This is a genomic window from Thalassolituus sp., assembly GCF_984348125.1.
In genome coordinates this window covers 70374-88018 of the sequence record NZ_CFHJLR010000008.1, presented here as the reverse complement: position 1 = coordinate 88018, position 17645 = coordinate 70374, and the positions used below count along the sequence as shown (strand labels likewise).

Annotated in this window: 15 protein-coding genes; 3 read left to right on the top strand and 12 right to left on the bottom strand. The window is 50.6% G+C overall.

Going from position 1 to position 17645, the window contains the following annotated elements:
- Positions 1-72 precede the first annotated feature (72 nt).
- Together AC5E51_RS07820 and uvrD are read right to left on the bottom strand one after the other, a co-directional pair.
- Complete coding sequence (locus AC5E51_RS07820) at positions 73-1161, bottom strand: TRAP transporter substrate-binding protein (protein ID WP_491778396.1); 1089 nt, start codon at positions 1159-1161, stop codon at positions 73-75.
- Between the two features lie 33 nt (positions 1162-1194).
- Positions 1195-3384 carry a DNA helicase II gene (gene uvrD / locus AC5E51_RS07815; protein ID WP_491778395.1) on the bottom strand — a complete coding sequence of 730 codons (2190 nt, stop codon included), beginning with the start codon at positions 3382-3384 and terminating at the stop codon, positions 1195-1197.
- 133 nt (positions 3385-3517) lie between these two features.
- On the opposite strand from uvrD, the gene AC5E51_RS07810 reads away from it, so the two are divergent.
- Positions 3518-4375: an SIS domain-containing protein gene (locus AC5E51_RS07810; protein WP_491778394.1), complete on the top strand. Its 858-nt coding sequence runs from the start codon at positions 3518-3520 to the stop codon at positions 4373-4375.
- Between the two features lie 196 nt (positions 4376-4571).
- On the top strand, positions 4572-4748 hold the full coding sequence (locus AC5E51_RS07805; protein ID WP_175607853.1) for a PA3496 family putative envelope integrity protein: 177 nt from the start codon (positions 4572-4574) through the stop codon (positions 4746-4748).
- Between the two features lie 393 nt (positions 4749-5141).
- On the opposite strand, the gene AC5E51_RS07800 is transcribed toward AC5E51_RS07805, so the two are convergent.
- From AC5E51_RS07800 to AC5E51_RS07790, 3 genes are all read right to left on the bottom strand, one after another.
- Complete coding sequence (locus AC5E51_RS07800) at positions 5142-6419, bottom strand: ammonium transporter (RefSeq protein WP_491778393.1); 1278 nt, start codon at positions 6417-6419, stop codon at positions 5142-5144.
- Between the two features lie 45 nt (positions 6420-6464).
- Positions 6465-6803, bottom strand: a complete 339-nt coding sequence (gene glnK, locus AC5E51_RS07795) for a P-II family nitrogen regulator (protein ID WP_068442786.1) — start codon at positions 6801-6803, stop codon at positions 6465-6467.
- Positions 6804-6874: 71 nt separating this feature from the next.
- Positions 6875-7612: a TorF family putative porin gene (locus tag AC5E51_RS07790; RefSeq protein ID WP_301376931.1), complete on the bottom strand. Its 738-nt coding sequence runs from the start codon at positions 7610-7612 to the stop codon at positions 6875-6877.
- Positions 7613-7932: 320 nt separating this feature from the next.
- Here AC5E51_RS07790 and AC5E51_RS07785 point away from each other — a divergent pair, with 320 nt between their 5' ends.
- Positions 7933-8163, top strand: coding sequence for an accessory factor UbiK family protein (locus tag AC5E51_RS07785; protein WP_068442784.1), 231 nt, complete (start codon positions 7933-7935; stop codon positions 8161-8163).
- A 791-nt stretch (positions 8164-8954) separates the two neighbouring features.
- Here AC5E51_RS07785 and urtE read toward each other — a convergent pair.
- From urtE to atzF, 7 genes are all read right to left on the bottom strand, one after another.
- Positions 8955-9653, bottom strand: a complete 699-nt coding sequence (urtE, locus tag AC5E51_RS07780) for an urea ABC transporter ATP-binding subunit UrtE (protein ID WP_301376934.1) — start codon at positions 9651-9653, stop codon at positions 8955-8957.
- Between the two features lies 1 nt (position 9654).
- The gene (gene urtD, locus AC5E51_RS07775; protein ID WP_068442781.1) at positions 9655-10422 is read right to left on the bottom strand and encodes an urea ABC transporter ATP-binding protein UrtD; all 768 of its coding nucleotides are present in this window, start codon (positions 10420-10422) and stop codon (positions 9655-9657) included.
- Positions 10419-11555 (bottom strand): urea ABC transporter permease subunit UrtC, encoded by a 1137-nt coding sequence (urtC, locus tag AC5E51_RS07770; protein ID WP_414716230.1) that lies wholly within the window; start codon positions 11553-11555, stop codon positions 10419-10421. The genes urtD and urtC overlap by 4 nt, the downstream gene beginning before the upstream one ends.
- A gap of 82 nt (positions 11556-11637) precedes the next feature.
- Entirely contained in the window at positions 11638-13263 is a 1626-nt protein-coding gene (urtB, locus tag AC5E51_RS07765) for an urea ABC transporter permease subunit UrtB (RefSeq protein WP_301376936.1), read from the bottom strand.
- A gap of 108 nt (positions 13264-13371) precedes the next feature.
- A complete protein-coding gene (gene urtA / locus AC5E51_RS07760; protein WP_414716229.1) occupies positions 13372-14658 on the bottom strand; it encodes an urea ABC transporter substrate-binding protein in 1287 nt (428 codons plus the stop codon).
- A 268-nt stretch (positions 14659-14926) separates the two neighbouring features.
- A complete protein-coding gene (locus AC5E51_RS07755) occupies positions 14927-15607 on the bottom strand; it encodes a GntR family transcriptional regulator (RefSeq protein ID WP_491778392.1) in 681 nt (226 codons plus the stop codon).
- 9 nt (positions 15608-15616) lie between these two features.
- Positions 15617-17452: an allophanate hydrolase gene (gene atzF, locus AC5E51_RS07750; protein WP_297531525.1), complete on the bottom strand. Its 1836-nt coding sequence runs from the start codon at positions 17450-17452 to the stop codon at positions 15617-15619.
- Between the last annotated feature and the right edge of the window lie 193 nt (positions 17453-17645).

Below are 17645 nucleotides of genomic sequence, written 5' to 3'. Positions count from 1 at the left end.
TCACCAGCACGATAAAAATAAACCCGGACTATTCCGGGTTTATTTGAAAAGAGATGACAAAGTTACGAGCGATCAATCCCTGGCGTTAATATACGCCTGTTCACTCACTGCATGGTAAGCCTTCACCTGATCACGATAGGCTTTGTAGGAGTCGTATACTTTCTGAGAAAGTGGGTCAGCGCCTGCAACCTCAGCAACGACTTCATCAGATAATGTCTGAAGTTTGTCGAGCACATCCGCCGGGAATTCACGCACATCTACGCCGTGCTTTTCTTTCAGTTCGATCAATGCCGCCTGATTTCGCGTCGTGTATTCCGCGAGCATGTCTTCGTTAATCGCTTTGGCGGTGATACGGACGATGGCCTGGAGGTCAGCTGGCAATTCAGCAAAAGCACCTTTATTGATGGTGAATTCCATCATTGAACCCGGCTCGTGCCAGCCCGGGTAGTAGTAGTGTTCAGCCACCTTATAAAGCCCAAAGGCCAGGTCATTGTAAGGGCCAACCCACTCGGTTGCGTCGATGGTGCCCGTCTGCAGGGAGGTGAAGATTTCACCGCCCGGAAGAGTCACTGGCGTACCACCAGCACGTGCCAGTACTTCTCCGCCTAAGCCCGGAATCCGCATTTTCAGACCTTTCAGGTCATCAACGCTGTTGATTTCTTTGTTAAACCAGCCGCCCATCTGCACACCGGTATTACCGCCCGGTAATGGCAGCAGGTTAAACGGCGCATAGACTTCTTCCCACAGGGCCTGACCGCCACCGTATTGAATCCAGCCGTTCATTTCCTGTGCAGTTAAACCAAACGGAACAGAGGTGAAAAATTGCGCAGCAGACGCTTTGCCCTTCCAGTAGTAAGCGCCACTATGACCCATTTCCGCAGTGCCCTGCGATACAGCATCAAACACCTGCAACGCAGGCACGAGTTCACCAGCGCCATACACTTTAATGGTTAAACGGCCACCCGACAGTTGCTCGACCTGCTCGGCAAAACGTTCTGGTGCTGTACCCAGACCCGGAAAGTTCTTAGGCCAGGAGGTCACCAGTTTCCATTTAAACGTTTTTGCTGGCTCGGCGCCCGTGGCTCCTGCCTGAGGTTCACAGTCCTTATTACATGCGCTCAGCACGAGTGCTGCCGCCACCATCACTAACAGTCGTTTCATTGGGATCTCCTGCCTTTGTTATTTTGTGCGCCTTTAACACGCTTCTAGTTTTGCAAAACTGGCTACTAACCACTTACTGCCAGCATCATCAAAATTCACCTGAACCCGTAAGCCCGCACCCTGCCCTTCAAATTGCATCACCGTGCCTTCACCAAACATTTCATGAAAGACCCGCTGCCCAAGGCTGTACGGGTATTGCTCCTGAACAAAGTCGGGCTGTCCGAACGAAGACGGCTTAGAGGTTCGTGCCGACAATGGGCGACTGACACTATTTTTCAAGCGGACTTCAGACACCAGCTCAGAAGGTATCTCGCGAATAAAACGTGACGGTGTGCTGAAGTTTTCCTGGCCATGCAGGCGGCGACTTTCGGCGTAGGTAATAATGAGCTTTTCCATCGCGCGGGTAATGCCGACATAAGCAAGGCGACGCTCTTCTTCGAGGCCTTCCGCTTCGTCCATGGACATTTTATGAGGGAAGAGACCTTCTTCGACGCCAGCCAGAACGACCTGTGGAAACTCAAGACCCTTGGCCGAGTGCAGGGTCATCAGCTGAACCGCATCATCGTATTCATCCGCCTGACCTTCGCCAGCTTCGAGTGCAGCACTGTCGAGGAAGCGCGCCAGCGCAGATTCTTCTTCCTCTTCATCGTCAATAAAATCGGGTTCAAACTGGCGCGCAGCGGTCACCAGCTCTTCGAGGTTGTCGATCCTGGCCTGCCCCTTCTCACCCTTTTCTTTTCTGTGATGTTCAATCAAGCCAGACTGCTGGATAACATTATCGACCAGCTCGTGCAGAGGCAGATCCTCTGCTCCGACAGCGAGCTCTTCAATCAGATCAATAAACCCCTGAACGGCGCCAGAGGCACGCTTAGGAAGGCTGTTATGTTCCAGAGCTTTATGCAGAGCCTGCCAGAGAGAGCAGCCTTCATCACGAGCAATAGCGCGCAATGATTCAACGGTCTTTTCGCCAATAGAGCGTGCAGGAACATTAATCACACGTTCCACTGCGCCGTCATCTTCACGGGTTAACAGTAGGCGCAGATAAGCGAGGGCATTTTTAATTTCGAGGCGTTCATAGAAGCGCTGGCCACCATAAATACGGTAAGGAATACCTGAACGCAGAAAGGCTTCTTCCAGAGTGCGCGACTGTGCATTCGAGCGATACAGTACGGCCATATCCGTGCGAGCCCGGCCTGCTCGTGCCCATTCATCGACCAGATCAGCAATGTAACGTGCTTCATCCTGTTCATTGAATGCGGCATAGAGCGAAATCTGCTCGCCGTCTTCATCATCCGTACGCAGCTCTTTACCGAGGCGGCCGCTGTTGTTCGAGATCACCGCATTCGCGGCGGCCAGAATGTTTGCCGTCGAACGGTAGTTCTGCTCGAGCTTGATCATTTCAGCGCCGGGGAAGTCTTCCTGAAATGCACGGATATTACCGACATTGGCACCGCGCCAGCCGTAAATCGACTGGTCATCATCGCCGACGACCATAACAGAGACGGTATTGCCCGCCAGTAAGCGAATCCATGCGTACTGGATGTTGTTGGTATCCTGGAATTCGTCGACCAGAATATTACGGAAGCGGCTTTGGTAATGCGCCAGCAGCTCCGGGTTTTCTAACCAGAGTTCGTGGGCTCGCAGAAGGATTTCACCAAAGTCGACCAGCCCGTTGCGCTGACAGTGTTCTTCGTAGATGTAGTAGAACTCGTGCAACTGACGTGTAAACGGATCGGCAGAAGGAATCACATGCGCAGCACGACGACCTTCGTCTTTCTGGCCATTGATGTACCACTGTATCTGCTTCGGCGGATAGCGGCTGTCGTCGATATTGTGTTCTTTCATCAGACGCTTGATCAGACGCACCTGATCATCACTGTCGAGTATCTGAAAATACTGAGGCAGTTTCGCTTCCCGCCAATGCTGTTTCAGCAGGCGGTGCGCCAGACCATGAAAGGTACCTACCCATAAACCATTTGATGGCTCATTAAGTACCTGCTCGATGCGGGTACGCATCTCACGAGCGGCTTTATTGGTGAAGGTGACCGCCATAACAGAGAAAGGCGAGACGTTCTCTACCTTCAATAACCAGGCGATACGGTGCACCAGCACACGGGTCTTACCCGAACCGGCACCTGCGAGTACAAGCTGATGTGGAGAGTTAGCGCATACGGCGTTGCGCTGACCATCATTCAGCTGATCAATAAGAAGCGATATATCCATGGGCACCAAGTCTACCAGAATGTTTCACGCGCCCTGAACACTTGCTGTGGGCTTATACGTCGTCATAAGTCCCATGGCTAAGGAGAGTGAATTTCGTATAATCAGACTCTGACACCTGAGCTCTGGAACGTACGTGAAAAATCAGCCCATTCTGAAAGAAATCGCCAGCGCCCGGTCGTCTCTGCGCAAGTCAGAAATCAAAGTCGCAGACTTTGTTCTCGCCGAACCAGAGCAAGTAATGCATATGCGGATTGTCGATCTGGCTCAGGAAGCCCAGGTCAGCGAACCAACCATCGTACGCTTCTGCCGTGCCATCGGATGCAACGGCTTCCAGGAGTTCAAAGTACGTATCGCACAGGAAACCGCGGTGGCCAATAATCTTGGGCAGTTCGCGATTGCTGAAGACGACAGCATTGACGATATCTGCACCAAGATTGCCGACACAACGATCCAGAGGCTGTATCAGGTCAAATCCCAGCTGCTGCCCGCTCAGGTTGCAGACGCAGCCCAGGCCATGAGCAGCGCGATGCGTGTGGAGTTTTACGGTTTCGGCGCGTCAGGAGCCGTTGCAACCGACGCCCAGCATAAGTTTTTCCGTTTGCAGGTCGCCACCGCGGCTTACAGTGATCCACATATGCAGTCGATGTCAGCCGTCACTCTCGGGGATAAAGACGTTGTCGTCGCTATTTCGCAAAGCGGCCGCACTCTGGATCTTATGCACTCGATTAAACTGGCGCAGAAACATGGCGCCGTAGTCGTTAGTCTGGCCCCTCAGAATACTCCGGTCAGTAACGCCGCCGACTTGCCGATTCATATTAATATGGAAGAAGACACCGACCAGTTTACGCCGATGACTTCCCGTATTGCTCATCTCATGGTCATTGATATGTTGGCGGTTGCCGTCACGCAACGTCGTGGCCCCGACTTTGCCAACCATCTTAATGCGATCAAACAAAGCATCCGGTCTTTGCGATCTGAAGGGGATCATTAAGGTCCGCCTGAAACAGAACTATTCAAACCGACACTTAGTAATAAACTACTCAACGATGGAATTAGGACAATCACGCCCAATTAGAGAGTGTGGCTGAATAAACCGGTTGGCTTATCAGTCAGTTCCTGTAATCTGTCTGTAAACAAAAATAAGCAGAATCGCAACCGGACTTGTGAATCCCAGAGGGAAAAACACTATGGAAACCGCTAAAGATTATACTTCTGAAGAAACCGTATCATTCGACGAAAACGGTAATGTTGTTGTTAACAAAGAGGCGCACGCTTCTAAGAAATTAATCTCCCGCCGGGCCATTGAGGCACACTTAGAGCGGAAGCGTCTGGAAAAAGACCTCGAAGCTTATTACTTCGACTGATCAGTCCGCAATAGAGAAAGCAGCCAACCGGCTGCTTTTTTTTGCCTGAATATTTTCATCAGCCAAACTCGGCATTTTTACTAGCCAGAGAGCGAACTCAGATTGATTCGCTCCCTGAGATCCAGAGTTCGTTTGTGGGAGCTATTCAGCCAGCTTGCCTGGCCAATGGCGATGGTTTTTGCGGCTACGGTATTCGCTAAATAGCCTTCGGCTGATTCACTCCCACAGTGGTTTACAGGTTGATTCCAACCGCTCCGTTTAAGCATTCTTCTGTCGTTAATTGATCGCCTTTAAATACTCGCTGATCAACCCTGTGCTAAAAATAACAGACATAAAAAAACCGGCCAGTTGGCCGGTTCTTCGTTTTGGCATCCTTGCCAGCTGAGGTTCAACTTACTTAGAAGTGAACTCTGGGTACGCTTCCATACCACACTCAGCAATATCAACACCTTCGTATTCCTGCTCTTCGCTGACGCGCAGACCCATGATGGCCTTGAGTACGCCCCAAACGATCAGAGAAGTTACGAATACCCAGATGAAGATAGTCAGAGTACCAACCAGCTGTCCCATGAAGGTAGCATCAGCGTCAGACAGCAGTACTGCGAAGATACCCCATACACCAACAACACCGTGTACAGAGATCGCACCTACTGGATCGTCGATCTTCAGCTTGTCGAGGGTCAGGATAGACAGAACTACCAGAACACCACCCGCAGCACCGATCAGAGTTGCCAGGAAAGGTGATGGATCAGCAGGCTCAGCAGTGATCGCAACCAGACCAGCCAGTGCACCGTTCAGAGCCATAGTCAGGTCAGCCTTACGGAACAGGATGTAACCAGTAATCAGAGCAGCAATCAGACCGCCTGATGCAGCAGCGTTGGTGTTCAGGAATACGTTAGCTACTTCGTTAGCAACCGCGATACCACCCAGTTTCAGAGTAGAACCACCGTTGAAGCCGAACCAACCCATCCACAGGATGAACATACCCAGGGTAGCCAGTGGCAGGTTAGCACCAGGAATAGCGCGAACTTCACCGTTAGGACCGTATTTACCCTTACGTGCACCCAGCAGCAGAACACCAGCCAGAGCTGCAGCAGCACCCGCCATGTGAACGATACCTGAACCTGCATAGTCAGAGTAGCTCAGCTCGTACAGACCGAATACAGAGTCACCGTTCCAGGTCCATGCGCCTTCCATTGGGTAGATGAAACCAGTCATCACAACAGCGAACGCCAGGAAAGCCCACAGCTTCATACGCTCAGCAACCGCACCAGATACGATAGACATTGCAGTTGCTACAAACACAACCTGGAAGAAGAAGTCAGAAGCACCGGCGTATTCGCCCATGTCACCGAAGCCTGATTCGTTAGAAGCGGCCAGAACACCTGCGATTGCAGCGTCGTCCATACCAGCAACAGTCGTTACACCAGACAGGAAGTAACCGCCGCCGTACATCAGTTCATAACCACAGATCAGGTACATGGTGCACGAGATCGCGAACAGGGCGACGTTTTTGGTCAGAATTTCAGTGGTATTTTTAGAGCGGACCAGACCCGCTTCCAGCATGGCGAAACCTGCCGCCATCCACATTACCAGCGCGCCACACACCAGGAAATAAAAGGTGTCCATGGCGAACTGAAGTTCAAAAATATGATTAAGATTCGATTCCATTATAAGCCCCCCGCATCAGGCTCTGTTATGTAGTGGTCGGACGTCTTACAGCGCGTCTGCGCCAGTTTCGCCAGTACGGATACGAATAACCTGCTCGAGGCTGGTGACGAAAATTTTACCGTCGCCGATCTTGCCGGTGTTCGCAGCTTTGGTGATTGCTTCGATAACTTTTTCAGTCAGATCTTCAGCAACCGCTACTTCAATTTTTACTTTAGGCAGGAAGTCCACCACGTATTCAGCGCCACGGTACAGTTCAGTGTGGCCTTTCTGGCGACCGAAGCCTTTTACTTCAGTCACTGTGATGCCCTGAACACCGATCTCAGACAGTGATTCACGAACATCGTCAAGCTTAAACGGCTTAACAACAGCAGTAATGAGTTTCATAGAAAACCCCTTTCAATTTTTAGATAAGGTTACAGATAGCCCGTGCGGGGGCACGGGCTATTGTATGCTTTTTACATGTCGATAGGCAGGCTGTAAGAAACAACAAACTTCAGATCGTCGTCGTAAGAGTCTTCTTCGTCTTCAGCAACAACCTTGCTCGCAGTGAAAGACAGGTTGTCGTTGTATGCGTAGCTCAGGTCCAGGTGAGTGTAGCCAGCGTCTTCGCCTGCATCATCTTCAACCATAGTGATACCAGCCATTGCACTGAAAGCACCCATGCCGTAACCCAGCGTCAGGTAGCTATAGTCGTTAGGGTTGCTTGATACTGGGTAGTAGTAAGAGAAAGACGCACCTTCGTAACCAAGAGATACGATCAGCTCAGACAGATCAAAAGTGTTTCCGCTAGTGTCTTGCTCAGACTCCAGAACATCTGCAATGCCGTTACCATCTTCATCGGTAGTGTCTACGTAAGAGAAGTTACCCGCGCTTGGGTAAACGTAAGTCACAACAGATACGTCGTAGGAGAAACCTTCCATTTCACCACCGTAACCTACATACAGGTCGTATTCGTTTCCAGCTGCGCTATCACCGCTAGAAGTCCACATACCAGCGTAAGCACCACCAGATGAAAGCGTAATGTCACCAGATACGGCAGCATCACCGTTACCCAGGTCCTGGCCACGCCACAGGTACATGCTCGCAACTGCCGCAGATGCAGACACATCTACTTCAGCTTGAGCCAGTTGAGCACCAGTCAGACCTGTAGTCATTACACCAGCGAGAGCGATTGCTTTAGTCAGTTTTTTCATCGTTCTTTTTCCTATTACGGTTTTTTTAGCTGTTGATCTTTCAATTTGGTCGATATGGGCAATTCGCACCGATATCTTTCTGTCACTCGGTTATAGCAGGGTGTGTGCCAACTTTTGATACACCCTTTTAAATCAATAACTTAGTAAAAGTATGCGGACTTTTACAGTCATTGACGCAACCAAAAGAGGGCACGCAGCCAAAACCAGCACCCATTTATTGCACACCCTTCTGACGGTTTGCACTGTTTGGGTGCAGCATTTGAAATTATCCCCTTTGCCCTTTCTGGTACACTGCGCCAAAACCCTTCCGGAGGTAAATTATGAAACCCGATGCGATTAAGAGCCGGCTCGAAGAAATGCTGGAAAAGAGCCCGTTTGCCAGCCTGTCATCTGACCTGAAGCTGGCACTTCAGTCTCAACTGCAGAGCCTGATCACTAACGCCAACCTGGTGACCCGGGAAGAATTCGACGTGCAGGCAGAAGTTCTGCGTCGTACCAGTGCACGACTGGCGGAGCTTGAAGAGCGTGTTGCTAAGTTAGAAGCAGAGTGATCTTCTGATGCTTTGATTAAGCGGCCTGATGGCCGCTTTTTTGTTTTTGGCCGCTGATTCTGCGGGCCGCTGTGGTAGTAGCCGCTGGCGCGGGGTAACTTCTTTAGCTGCCGCTAAGGTCTGATGGCCAGTTGAGTTGCCGCTAGCGCGGGCTGGCTTTTTTGGCTGCCGCCAGGGCTTTAATGCCCTGTTTGGGGATTGCATCCCCGGGCGGGCAGCCCCTCCCCTGCTTCGCGCTTTCTGGGCCGTGTTTCCTTCACAGAACTTGAGAACCCTCGCAACGGGCCAATGCAGCATCCCTGCTGCCAGCCCCTTGCCCGGCATCCATGCCGGGGCCATGCGGGCTTCTCATCATTCTGCTCGGCGGCCCCAGAGGCGCAATTACCAGCCCGCGAAAGTATCTTTCTTAATTAGATAGGTTTAACTGCAACACAGCCTGGTGAGCAATATCCACCACACACTTTTACGGTAGGGCCAATCAGATTTTGAAATACGATATTGAGGGTAAAATTCTGCGCCTCTGGGGCCGCTGAAATTTACGCCAGCTTTGAAGGCAACGAGAGGCAGGATGCCGAACGAGGCTCCATACGGGCATGGGTGCCCGCCGGAGCCGGTTGCCGGAAAAGCCAGTAAATATCAGAACTAAGGCCCAGAAAGTGCGAAGCAGGGGAGGGGCTGCCCGCCCGGGGATGCAATCCCCAAACAGGGCAATAAAACCCTGGCGACAGCCAAAAAAGTCAGACCGCGCTAGCGGCTACAGAATCGGCGGCCACATAAACTAGCGGCTACTGTTAAATAGCCAGAAGCTCCTTCGCTTCCTCGGAGTGTTCAAGCTCTTCACCCGTCCCCTGACTCACTACTCTCCCCCGCTCAAGAATAATAAATTCATCAGCGAGTTCTTTGGCAAAATCGAGGTACTGTTCAACAAGAACAATCGCCATATCACCGCGATCACGAAGCAGTTTAATGACGCGACCAATGTCTTTAATAATCGATGGCTGAATACCCTCGGTTGGTTCATCAAGAATCAACATTTTCGGGCGTAATAACAGTGCTCGAGCAATCGCTAGCTGCTGTTGCTGACCACCCGAGAGGTCACCACCACGACGTTTGAGCATCTGCTGCAACACAGGAAAAAGCGAAAAGACTTCCGGGTCGATAAAACGCTGGGAGCGCGGCACCGCTGAAAACGCGGTCTGAAGATTTTCTTCTACCGTCAGCTGCGGAAAGATGTCCCGACCCTGGGGTACAAACGCAATCCCCTGTTTCGCGCGGTCATAGGGCGCGAGTTTTATAATGCTTTTTCCGTCCCAGGTGATATCACCCGACCCCGGTGCAAGGTGCCCGGCCAGTGATTTCATCAGGGTGGTTTTACCAACACCATTACGTCCCAGAACACAGGTCACTTTGCCCACGTCTGCGTTAAGGCTGACGTTGTAAAGCGCCTGACTAGCACCGTAAGAAACATTTAAATCCGTTACATTCAACATATCAGCGCCCCAGATACACTTCGATAACCTGCTGGTTATTCTTCACATTCGCCAGACTGCCTTCGGCGAGTACCGAGCCCTCGTGCAGTACCGTCACACGACAATCCAGGGCTTCAATAAAGTCCATGTCGTGCTCGACCACCATTAAAGAGTGTTTCTTTGAAAGCTCTTTAAACAGCTCAGCCGTTTTCATCGTTTCTTCGTCGGTCATTCCGGCAGCAGGTTCATCAATCAAGAGCAGTTCAGGCTCCTGACCTAACAACATGCCGATTTCAAGCCACTGTTTCTGGCCATGCGACAAGCTACCCGCGTCTTCGTAGAGGCGATCTTTCAGGTCAATCATGGATAGAATTTCGTCGATTTTATCCTGCTTTGCGCCCGTCAGTTTATGGGTCAGCGCCTGCCAGACTGAGCGACCACCTTTTAACGACATTTCGAGGTTTTCGAATACTGTCAGGCTCTCAATCACGCTTGGTTTCTGAAACTTACGACCAACGCCCATATTCGCTACCTGCGCTTCGTCGTAACGCGTCAGGTCGAGCTCATCATTAAACAGAATCGTCCCTTCGTCGGGGCGGGTCTTGCCTGTGATGACATCCATCATGGTAGTTTTACCGGCACCGTTCGGGCCGATAATTGCGCGCATTTCTCCTGGTTCGATAAAGAGCGACAGGGAGTTTAAAGCCTTGAAGCCATCAAAACTGACGCTCACACCATCCATATACAGAACAGTAGGCTGCTCGATATGTTTCGTTTTTGCGAGGCTCATGCATTACCCTCCGCTTCTTTGCTGGTCTTCTGATCGCTACTTTTTCCAGAGCTCGAACCTGTAGTGATTCCACTGTTACCACCACCGCCAGAAGACATAAATTTGTCTTTCATTTGTGCCCACAAACCAACGACACCTTTTGGCAGATACAGAGTCGTCAATACAAACAAACCACCCAGCATAAACAGCCACAGTTCGGCAAAAGCACCGGTAAAATAGGTCTTGGCGTAGTTCACCAGTACGGCCCCGATGACGGCGCCAAACAAGGTTCCACGACCACCGACGGCTACCCAGATAATCATCTCGATTGAATTAATCGGAGCAAACTCACCCGGATTGATAATGCCAACCTGAGGAACATATAAGGCACCCGCTACGCCTGCCAGCATCGCTGAGACGACAAACACAAACAGCTTGTACCATTCAACGCGATAACCTAAGAATCGCGCCCGTGACTCACTGTCTCTGATTGCGACCAGAACTCGTCCGAGCTTAGAGGTCACGATAAAGCGGCTGATTAAATAACCGAGAATCAAAGCAATACCTGAGGCAAAGAAAAGCGCGGCACGCGTCGAATCAGCCTGTAGATCAAAGCCTAAAATATCCTTAAAGTCAGTCAGGCCGTTATTACCACCGAAGCCCATATCGTTACGGAAGAACGCCAACATCAGGGCATACGTCAGCGCCTGGGTAATAATGGAAAGGTAGACCCCGGTAACCCGCGAACGGAATGCCAATGCACCAAAGACGAACGCCAGAATACCCGGTACGGCGAGAACCATCACCATAGCAAACCAGAACTGATCAAAACCGAACCAGTACCATGGCAGCTCTGTCCAGTTCAGGAACACCATAAAATCTGGCAGATCAGGATTAGCATAGACACCACGGTCGCCGATCTGACGCATCAGATACATGCCCATCGCATAACCGCCAAGCGCAAAAAATGCCCCGTGACCCAGGCTTAAAATTCCGCAATATCCCCAGATTAAATCAACGGATACTGCGAGTAGTGCGTAGCAAAGATACTTACCTAACAGAGTCATTGTGTAGGTAGATACGTGCAGGGCCGATCCTTCCGGGAATACCAGGTTGCAGAAAGGTACGATGATGGCAATCGCAAGAATGATCATCATCATGCGACGGCCAGCGACATCGTTCATAATCAACCGGGTAAGTGGACCGCCTTTAATTTCCTGTTTCATTATGCGCTCCTTAACCCATATCCGCAGCACGACCCTTGAGGGCAAACAACCCACGAGGACGCTTCTGGATAAACAGAATAATAAATATCAGTACGAGAATTTTTGCGACGACGGCACCGGCCCACGGCTCCAGCAGTTTATTCACAACACCCAGAGACATAGCACCGACCAAAGTGCCCCACAGGTTGCCTACACCACCGAACACGACAACCATAAATGAGTCGATAATGTACGCCTGACCCATGTTTGGCCCAACGTTAGTCAACTGTGACAGGGCAACACCTGCAATACCGGCGATACCTGAGCCCAGGCCAAACGTCAGTGCATCAACCCAGCCAGTGCGAATCCCCATAGAGCTCGCCATCGGACGATTCATGGTTACTGCACGCATCTGCAATCCGAACAGGGTTCGCTTAAGTATTAATGCCAACAACGCGAGCACCAGGAGGCTGAAAATAATGATGTATAAACGGTTAAAGGTCAGTTCAAGCGCCGGATTAATCATGAAAGTACCCGCCATCCAGTCGGGCGTAGCTACTTCACGGTTTAACGGGCTGAAGATTGAGCGTACCGCCTGCTGCAGCACCAGACTGATACCGAAGGTGGCGAGCAGAGTTTCCAATGGGCGGCCATAGAGATGGCGGATAACACCACGCTCAATAGCGACGCCCACCAGACCGCTCACCAGAAATGCTGCAGGCACAGCAACGGCCAGTGACATGCCAATATGGTCTGGCATCAACTGTTGAACAACGTAGGTTGTGTAGGCGCCCAGCATGATCATTTCGCCATGAGCCATATTGATCACGCCCATCACACCAAATGTAATCGCCAGACCAATGGCCGCAAGGAGCAGCACAGCACCGAGAGCCAGGCCAAAATAGAGATTTTCAGCAACGCTGTTCAGTGACAGCAGGCTTTCGATTTTCTTGAGTGCTTCGTCTGCCGCCTGAATTTCCTCGGTTCTGGAATCTGCTTCAGCAGCACGGCGATAGTTGGCCAACGCACCGCGAACATCCGGGTAAAGTGACCCTGAAAGAAGCTTCACGCCTGCGATGCGTTCTTTTTCGGTCTCTGCTTCCAGCAGGCGTATGCCCTTCACCAGAAGAAGAACGTCACGAACGTCTGTTTTTTCTTCGTTATCTAACGCTTCATCAAGCGTCGCCTGATCAAGATCTTCCGCAGACTTCAGTAAGTTGACCGCTGCCTGCAAGCGCATGTCCGGATCATCTGAGAAAATCTGCAAGCGTGCGATGCCGTTTCTCAGCAACACACGTAGCTTATTATTTACGCTGATTTTTTTGATATCGCGTTTACTTTCCAGAGTGACCTCTTCACCACTGAAAAATGTCGTCACCGAATCATCGTCATTAATAACGACGACCCGATCGTCTTTACGGTAATACAGGTCGCCTTCGACCATAACCTGCATAAATTCGAGAGTTTTTGGGTCATCGATGGTCGTCAGGCGTTCTGTTAATGCCTGTTTTTCTCGATACCCTGCATCGATTAATTCTTGAGCTATCGCATGCAACGCTGTGTTGGGCTTCATAGGTGATGCTTCAGCCCCTGCCACCACCACAGTATACAAAACAAATGCGAACAGCACGGCCGTCCGTATCAATACAGAAAACATAATTATCACCGGGAATTTTGAGAGAAGCAGGAAAGAATTTCCCTGCCTGTCCTTGTTACGAACTGCGATAGAGCGCGTTTTACCGCACTCTATTCCGCTGCCAGCGAATTACTCGCCTGCAACCGCCGAACCACCACAGGTTTTCGTTGAGGTGTTATAGTTTCCGCAGTTAATAGGTGCAGTCCAGTCTGAGATCAGGTTTGCACTTTCTGGCAGATAATCCGTCCATGCATCACCTTTCACTTCTTCGTCAGTAGCCCAAACGATTTCGAACTGGCCATCTTCCTGAATCTCGCCAATCAGTACCGGCTTAGACAGGTGATGGTTTTCGTTCATTACGGCCGTACCGCCAGTCAGGTTAGGTACTTCGATGCCGTACATCGCAGAGCGTACTTTATCCACTTCTGCAGAGCCTGCTTTTTCAACCGCTTCTGCCCACATGCTGAAACCGATGTAAGTCGCTTCCATTGGGTCGTTAGTTACACGGTCTTCATCGCCGATGTAGTTATGCCATGCTGCGATAAACTCATCGTTAGCTTCGCTTTCTGCACTCTGGAAGTAGTTCCATGCAGCCAGGTGACCAACCAGTGGCTCAGTATCAAAACCTGACAGCTCTTCTTCACCTACTGAGAAGGCAACAACTGGAATTTCTTCAGACGCTACGCCCTGGTTAGCCAGTTCTTTGTAGAAAGGAACGTTCGCGTCACCGTTAATGGTAGAAACAACGGCCGTTTTCTTACCAGCGGCACCGAATTTCTTAATATCCGATACGATAGTCTGCCAGTCGCTGTGACCAAACGGCGTGTAGTTCACCATAATGTCTTTTTCAGCAACACCTTTAGACTTCAGGTAAGACTCAAGAATCTTGTTAGTCGTACGAGGGTATACATAGTCAGTACCTGCAAGTACAAAACGCTCAACGCCGAGATCGTTGATCAGGTAATCAACCGCAGGAATCGCCTGCTGGTTTGGCGCAGCACCGGTATAGAATACGTTGTAAGAAGATTCTTCACCTTCATACTGAACCGGGTAGAACAGCAGACCATTCAGCTCTTCCACAACTGGCAGAACCGATTTACGGGATACTGAAGTCCAGCAACCGAAGATCACATCAACGTCTTCTTTTTCCAGAAGTTCACGGGTTTTTTCTGCAAACAGAGGCCAGTTAGATGCTGGGTCGACAACCACTGGCTCAAGCTTTTTACCTAGCAGGCCGCCCTTCTTATTCTGTTCTTCGATCATCATAAGAACAGTGTCTTTCAGAGTAGTTTCTGAAATTGCCATAGTACCCGACAGAGAGTGCAGGACACCGACTTTAATGGTGTCATCTGCTGCATTCGCAATGCTTACGCCTGCAGCCATCGCTGTCATACCAACAATCTGTGACGCTTTCATCAGAGTTTTGAGACTTACTTTTTTCATAATTATTTCCTTTTTATGGTCAGGATTATGTCCGGCCTCGACTCTTCTCTTGGGGGTGTGTAAGAGCGGGCAACTATAAAACCGATCTAGTTAGAGCAATCGCCGTACCAGTTTTCATGCCTTATTTTTCGGCAATTTCTGGCAAAGAGTGCCCCCCAGAGGAGCATTTCCGGTCTTGAGGAGATAATTCGCACCAATAGTGCTCAGCGAGTTGTTTTTTTTGCCTTGAAAGCGTGCGTATCTATTTCCTTGATAAGTCGGTGGAGTATCGTTGTCGCGCTTCCTGAATTCTGTGAACTGTTATTTCGCGAACAGTATTGCGACTGACCTCGATGTGTTTAGTAAGATCTCGCGTTGCACGAGAGCTGTCTGCCGAAAGAATCGCACTGAGAATACTACTGTGCTCATCGTATGTTGCCTGTATACGCCTAGGCTCATAAAAGTCGAGGCGCCTTACGATCCTCAGACGCTCACATACGCCTTTATGAATGGCTTCCATTTGCTTGTTCTGGCCACACTCCAATAGTCCGAAGTGAAATTCCTCATCCAGAAACGCTACATCAACAGGATCAACCTGCCTCTGTGAGGGCTTGCAGCACCAGATGGTGACCAGTCCCGCTAAGCGTTCCGCCCGGTCTGGTTCCATACACAGGCGGCGAACCACTTCACACTCCAGCAGAATGCGGACATCGTAGAGCTCTTCGAAATACCGAAAGTCAAAAGGCCTGACCTGCCAACCATTACGGAAGTACACCTGCACATACCCATCGCGCTCCAGGCGATACAGCGCTTCCCTGACAGGTGTCCGGGAGGCCTGCATACGCTCTGCAACTTCACTTTCACTGAAGCGATCTCCGGGTAGCATTCTGAAGTCGAAGATATCTTCTTTCAGCTGTCGATATACTTTCTCGGCAAGGTTCACAACATGACCTTATGCGTTCAGTGATGAGATATAGGCCCGCCAGCCGCCGAGATGACTAATGTCCGTTGCGCTCGCCACCGCCTCTGGTTCGCAGATAAAGCCTTTCACCAGACGGCCGTCTTCCAGCTCAAGAGTTCCAATACCAAGCGGCTGCGGAATTTCTTCAACGAAAGAACCAAAGGCCGCCTGATCTAAACGCCACAGCTCGACGATTAATTGATTCCCTGTAACCTCGCCGCTCTTCAGATCCTCTTCGTTAAGGCGCACCAGACCGGGCTTCGGAGGTACTGTATTTGCGAGAGCATAGAGCTGATACTTGTTGGCGGTGAGTGTCTGTTCCAACAAGGTCGCGTGACGACTAGTCAGCTGATGGTTCAGAGGCATCCCGGTCAGATGGGCACCCACAACGGCAACGACTACAGAAGTATCTTCTTTTTTGCCCAGCATCACAGGCGCTTCGGCTAAGCAAAGGTGTGACTGCCACTGGCCAGCAAAGTTGGTCAGAGCCAGCTCGTGCCATCCAGGTGCAATAACAGTAACTCCAAACGGTAAACCATCGGTACGCATATGCGCAGGCAACGACAAGGCACATAAGTCGGCCAGATTGACGAAGTTTGTGTAAGTGCCTAACTGACTGTTGACCTCAACCGGGGCGGCATCAACGTCTGCCATCGTCGGAAATCGAGGAGCAGTGGGAACAAATAACGCATCCACTGTTTTAAAAATACTCTGTATCTGGCGCACCAGATCTTTGCGGCGATACTCTGCTTTGAATGCATCCACTGCCGTACCGTTAACGCCACCAGCAATGATGTTTTTTACGACCGGATTAATACCCGGTAAATCCCGTTTCAGAAACTCGCCGACAGCCGCATAGCGTTCGGCCACCCATGGGCCCTGATATAAAAGGCTGGCCAGCTCAAACAAGGGCGTAAAGTCGATTGTTTTTAAATCGAAGCCTGCATCAACAGCCTGCTCACAGGCTTTTTCATACGCCGCTTTTTGTATGTCATCTCCAAACCATGGTGCATCTGCAGGGATACCCAATGTCTGGATACGTTCATTACGCACCATAGTACGTGAGCGGGCGTAGCCATCTGCTGGATCGAATTGCGCAGCAATTTCATAAATGCGCTCGGCATCGCGGCTATTGAGCGCAAAGACAGAAACGCAATCAAGACTTCGGCATGCTGGAACAACGCCCGAAGCACTGATAGCGCCTACAGTCGCCTTTAAACCGACGATATGATTAAAGCCCGCAGGCACCCGGCCAGAGCCAGCGGTATCGGTACCGAGCGAAAAGGCCACCTGGCCCTTTGCAACCGCAGTCGCAGAACCAGAACTTGAGCCGCCAGAAATATACTCAGGATTAAACACGTTGTTCACTGCACCGTATGGCGAGCGAGTACCAACCAGTCCGGTTGCGAACTGATCGAGATTGGTTTTCCCCATAACGATGGCACCTGCCTTACGCAGAAGCTGAACAACAAAAGCATCATCATCCGGCTCGTAGGCATATTCAGGGCACGCCGCCGTGGTGAGAAAGTCCGCAGCATCAATATTATCTTTCACGGCAAACGGCACACCGAAAAGGGGAAGGTTTCTGCCCTCATCGTCCGCTGCAGCTTTCAGGTTTTCGAGGTAACTTATTTGTTTAGTAAGCTGTTCCTCGCTGGCTAGCGCAATCCAGGCGCTACCATTGCGGGGCAATCCATTCGTATCCAGCTCGTCTGCAGCAATCGCTTTCCGGGTGGCCAGTAAAAGCTCACCTACATCAGCGCCATTCCTATATGCCCGGGCCCAATCGTTCAGATTCCAGCCAATTCCTGTCGTTACTTCTGTCATGCCAACCGCCATTGAATTCATACTTGTATACAAGATTCGTAGCGACACTTGTGCCAGATTCGTCAGGCAAGACAGGGGAATCTATAACATTATGATTTTTAACGGGTTTATCGAGATAAGAGCATCTAACTCACAAACAGAAAGTCAGACAAAGTACGGATGGCGCTTTAGAAGAAAGCTCGATGTAGCTGCA

Coding starts and splice junctions, on each gene's coding strand:
- AC5E51_RS07805 (WP_175607853.1), top strand. CDS start 4,572: ATGGAAACCGCTAAAGATTATACTTCTGAAGAAACCGTATCATTCGAC.
- urtD (WP_068442781.1), bottom strand. CDS start 10,422: ATGAGCCTCGCAAAAACGAAACATATCGAGCAGCCTACTGTTCTGTAT.
- atzF (WP_297531525.1), bottom strand. CDS start 17,452: ATGACAGAAGTAACGACAGGAATTGGCTGGAATCTGAACGATTGGGCC.
- urtA (WP_414716229.1), bottom strand. CDS start 14,658: ATGAAAGCGTCACAGATTGTTGGTATGACAGCGATGGCTGCAGGCGTA.
- AC5E51_RS07800 (WP_491778393.1), bottom strand. CDS start 6,419: ATGGAATCGAATCTTAATCATATTTTTGAACTTCAGTTCGCCATGGAC.
- AC5E51_RS07790 (WP_301376931.1), bottom strand. CDS start 7,612: ATGAAAAAACTGACTAAAGCAATCGCTCTCGCTGGTGTAATGACTACA.
- AC5E51_RS07785 (WP_068442784.1), top strand. CDS start 7,933: ATGAAACCCGATGCGATTAAGAGCCGGCTCGAAGAAATGCTGGAAAAG.
- urtE (WP_301376934.1), bottom strand. CDS start 9,653: ATGTTGAATGTAACGGATTTAAATGTTTCTTACGGTGCTAGTCAGGCG.
- AC5E51_RS07820 (WP_491778396.1), bottom strand. CDS start 1,161: ATGAAACGACTGTTAGTGATGGTGGCGGCAGCACTCGTGCTGAGCGCA.
- urtC (WP_414716230.1), bottom strand. CDS start 11,555: ATGATCATTCTTGCGATTGCCATCATCGTACCTTTCTGCAACCTGGTA.
- uvrD (WP_491778395.1), bottom strand. CDS start 3,384: ATGGATATATCGCTTCTTATTGATCAGCTGAATGATGGTCAGCGCAAC.
- glnK (WP_068442786.1), bottom strand. CDS start 6,803: ATGAAACTCATTACTGCTGTTGTTAAGCCGTTTAAGCTTGACGATGTT.
- urtB (WP_301376936.1), bottom strand. CDS start 13,263: ATGTTTTCTGTATTGATACGGACGGCCGTGCTGTTCGCATTTGTTTTG.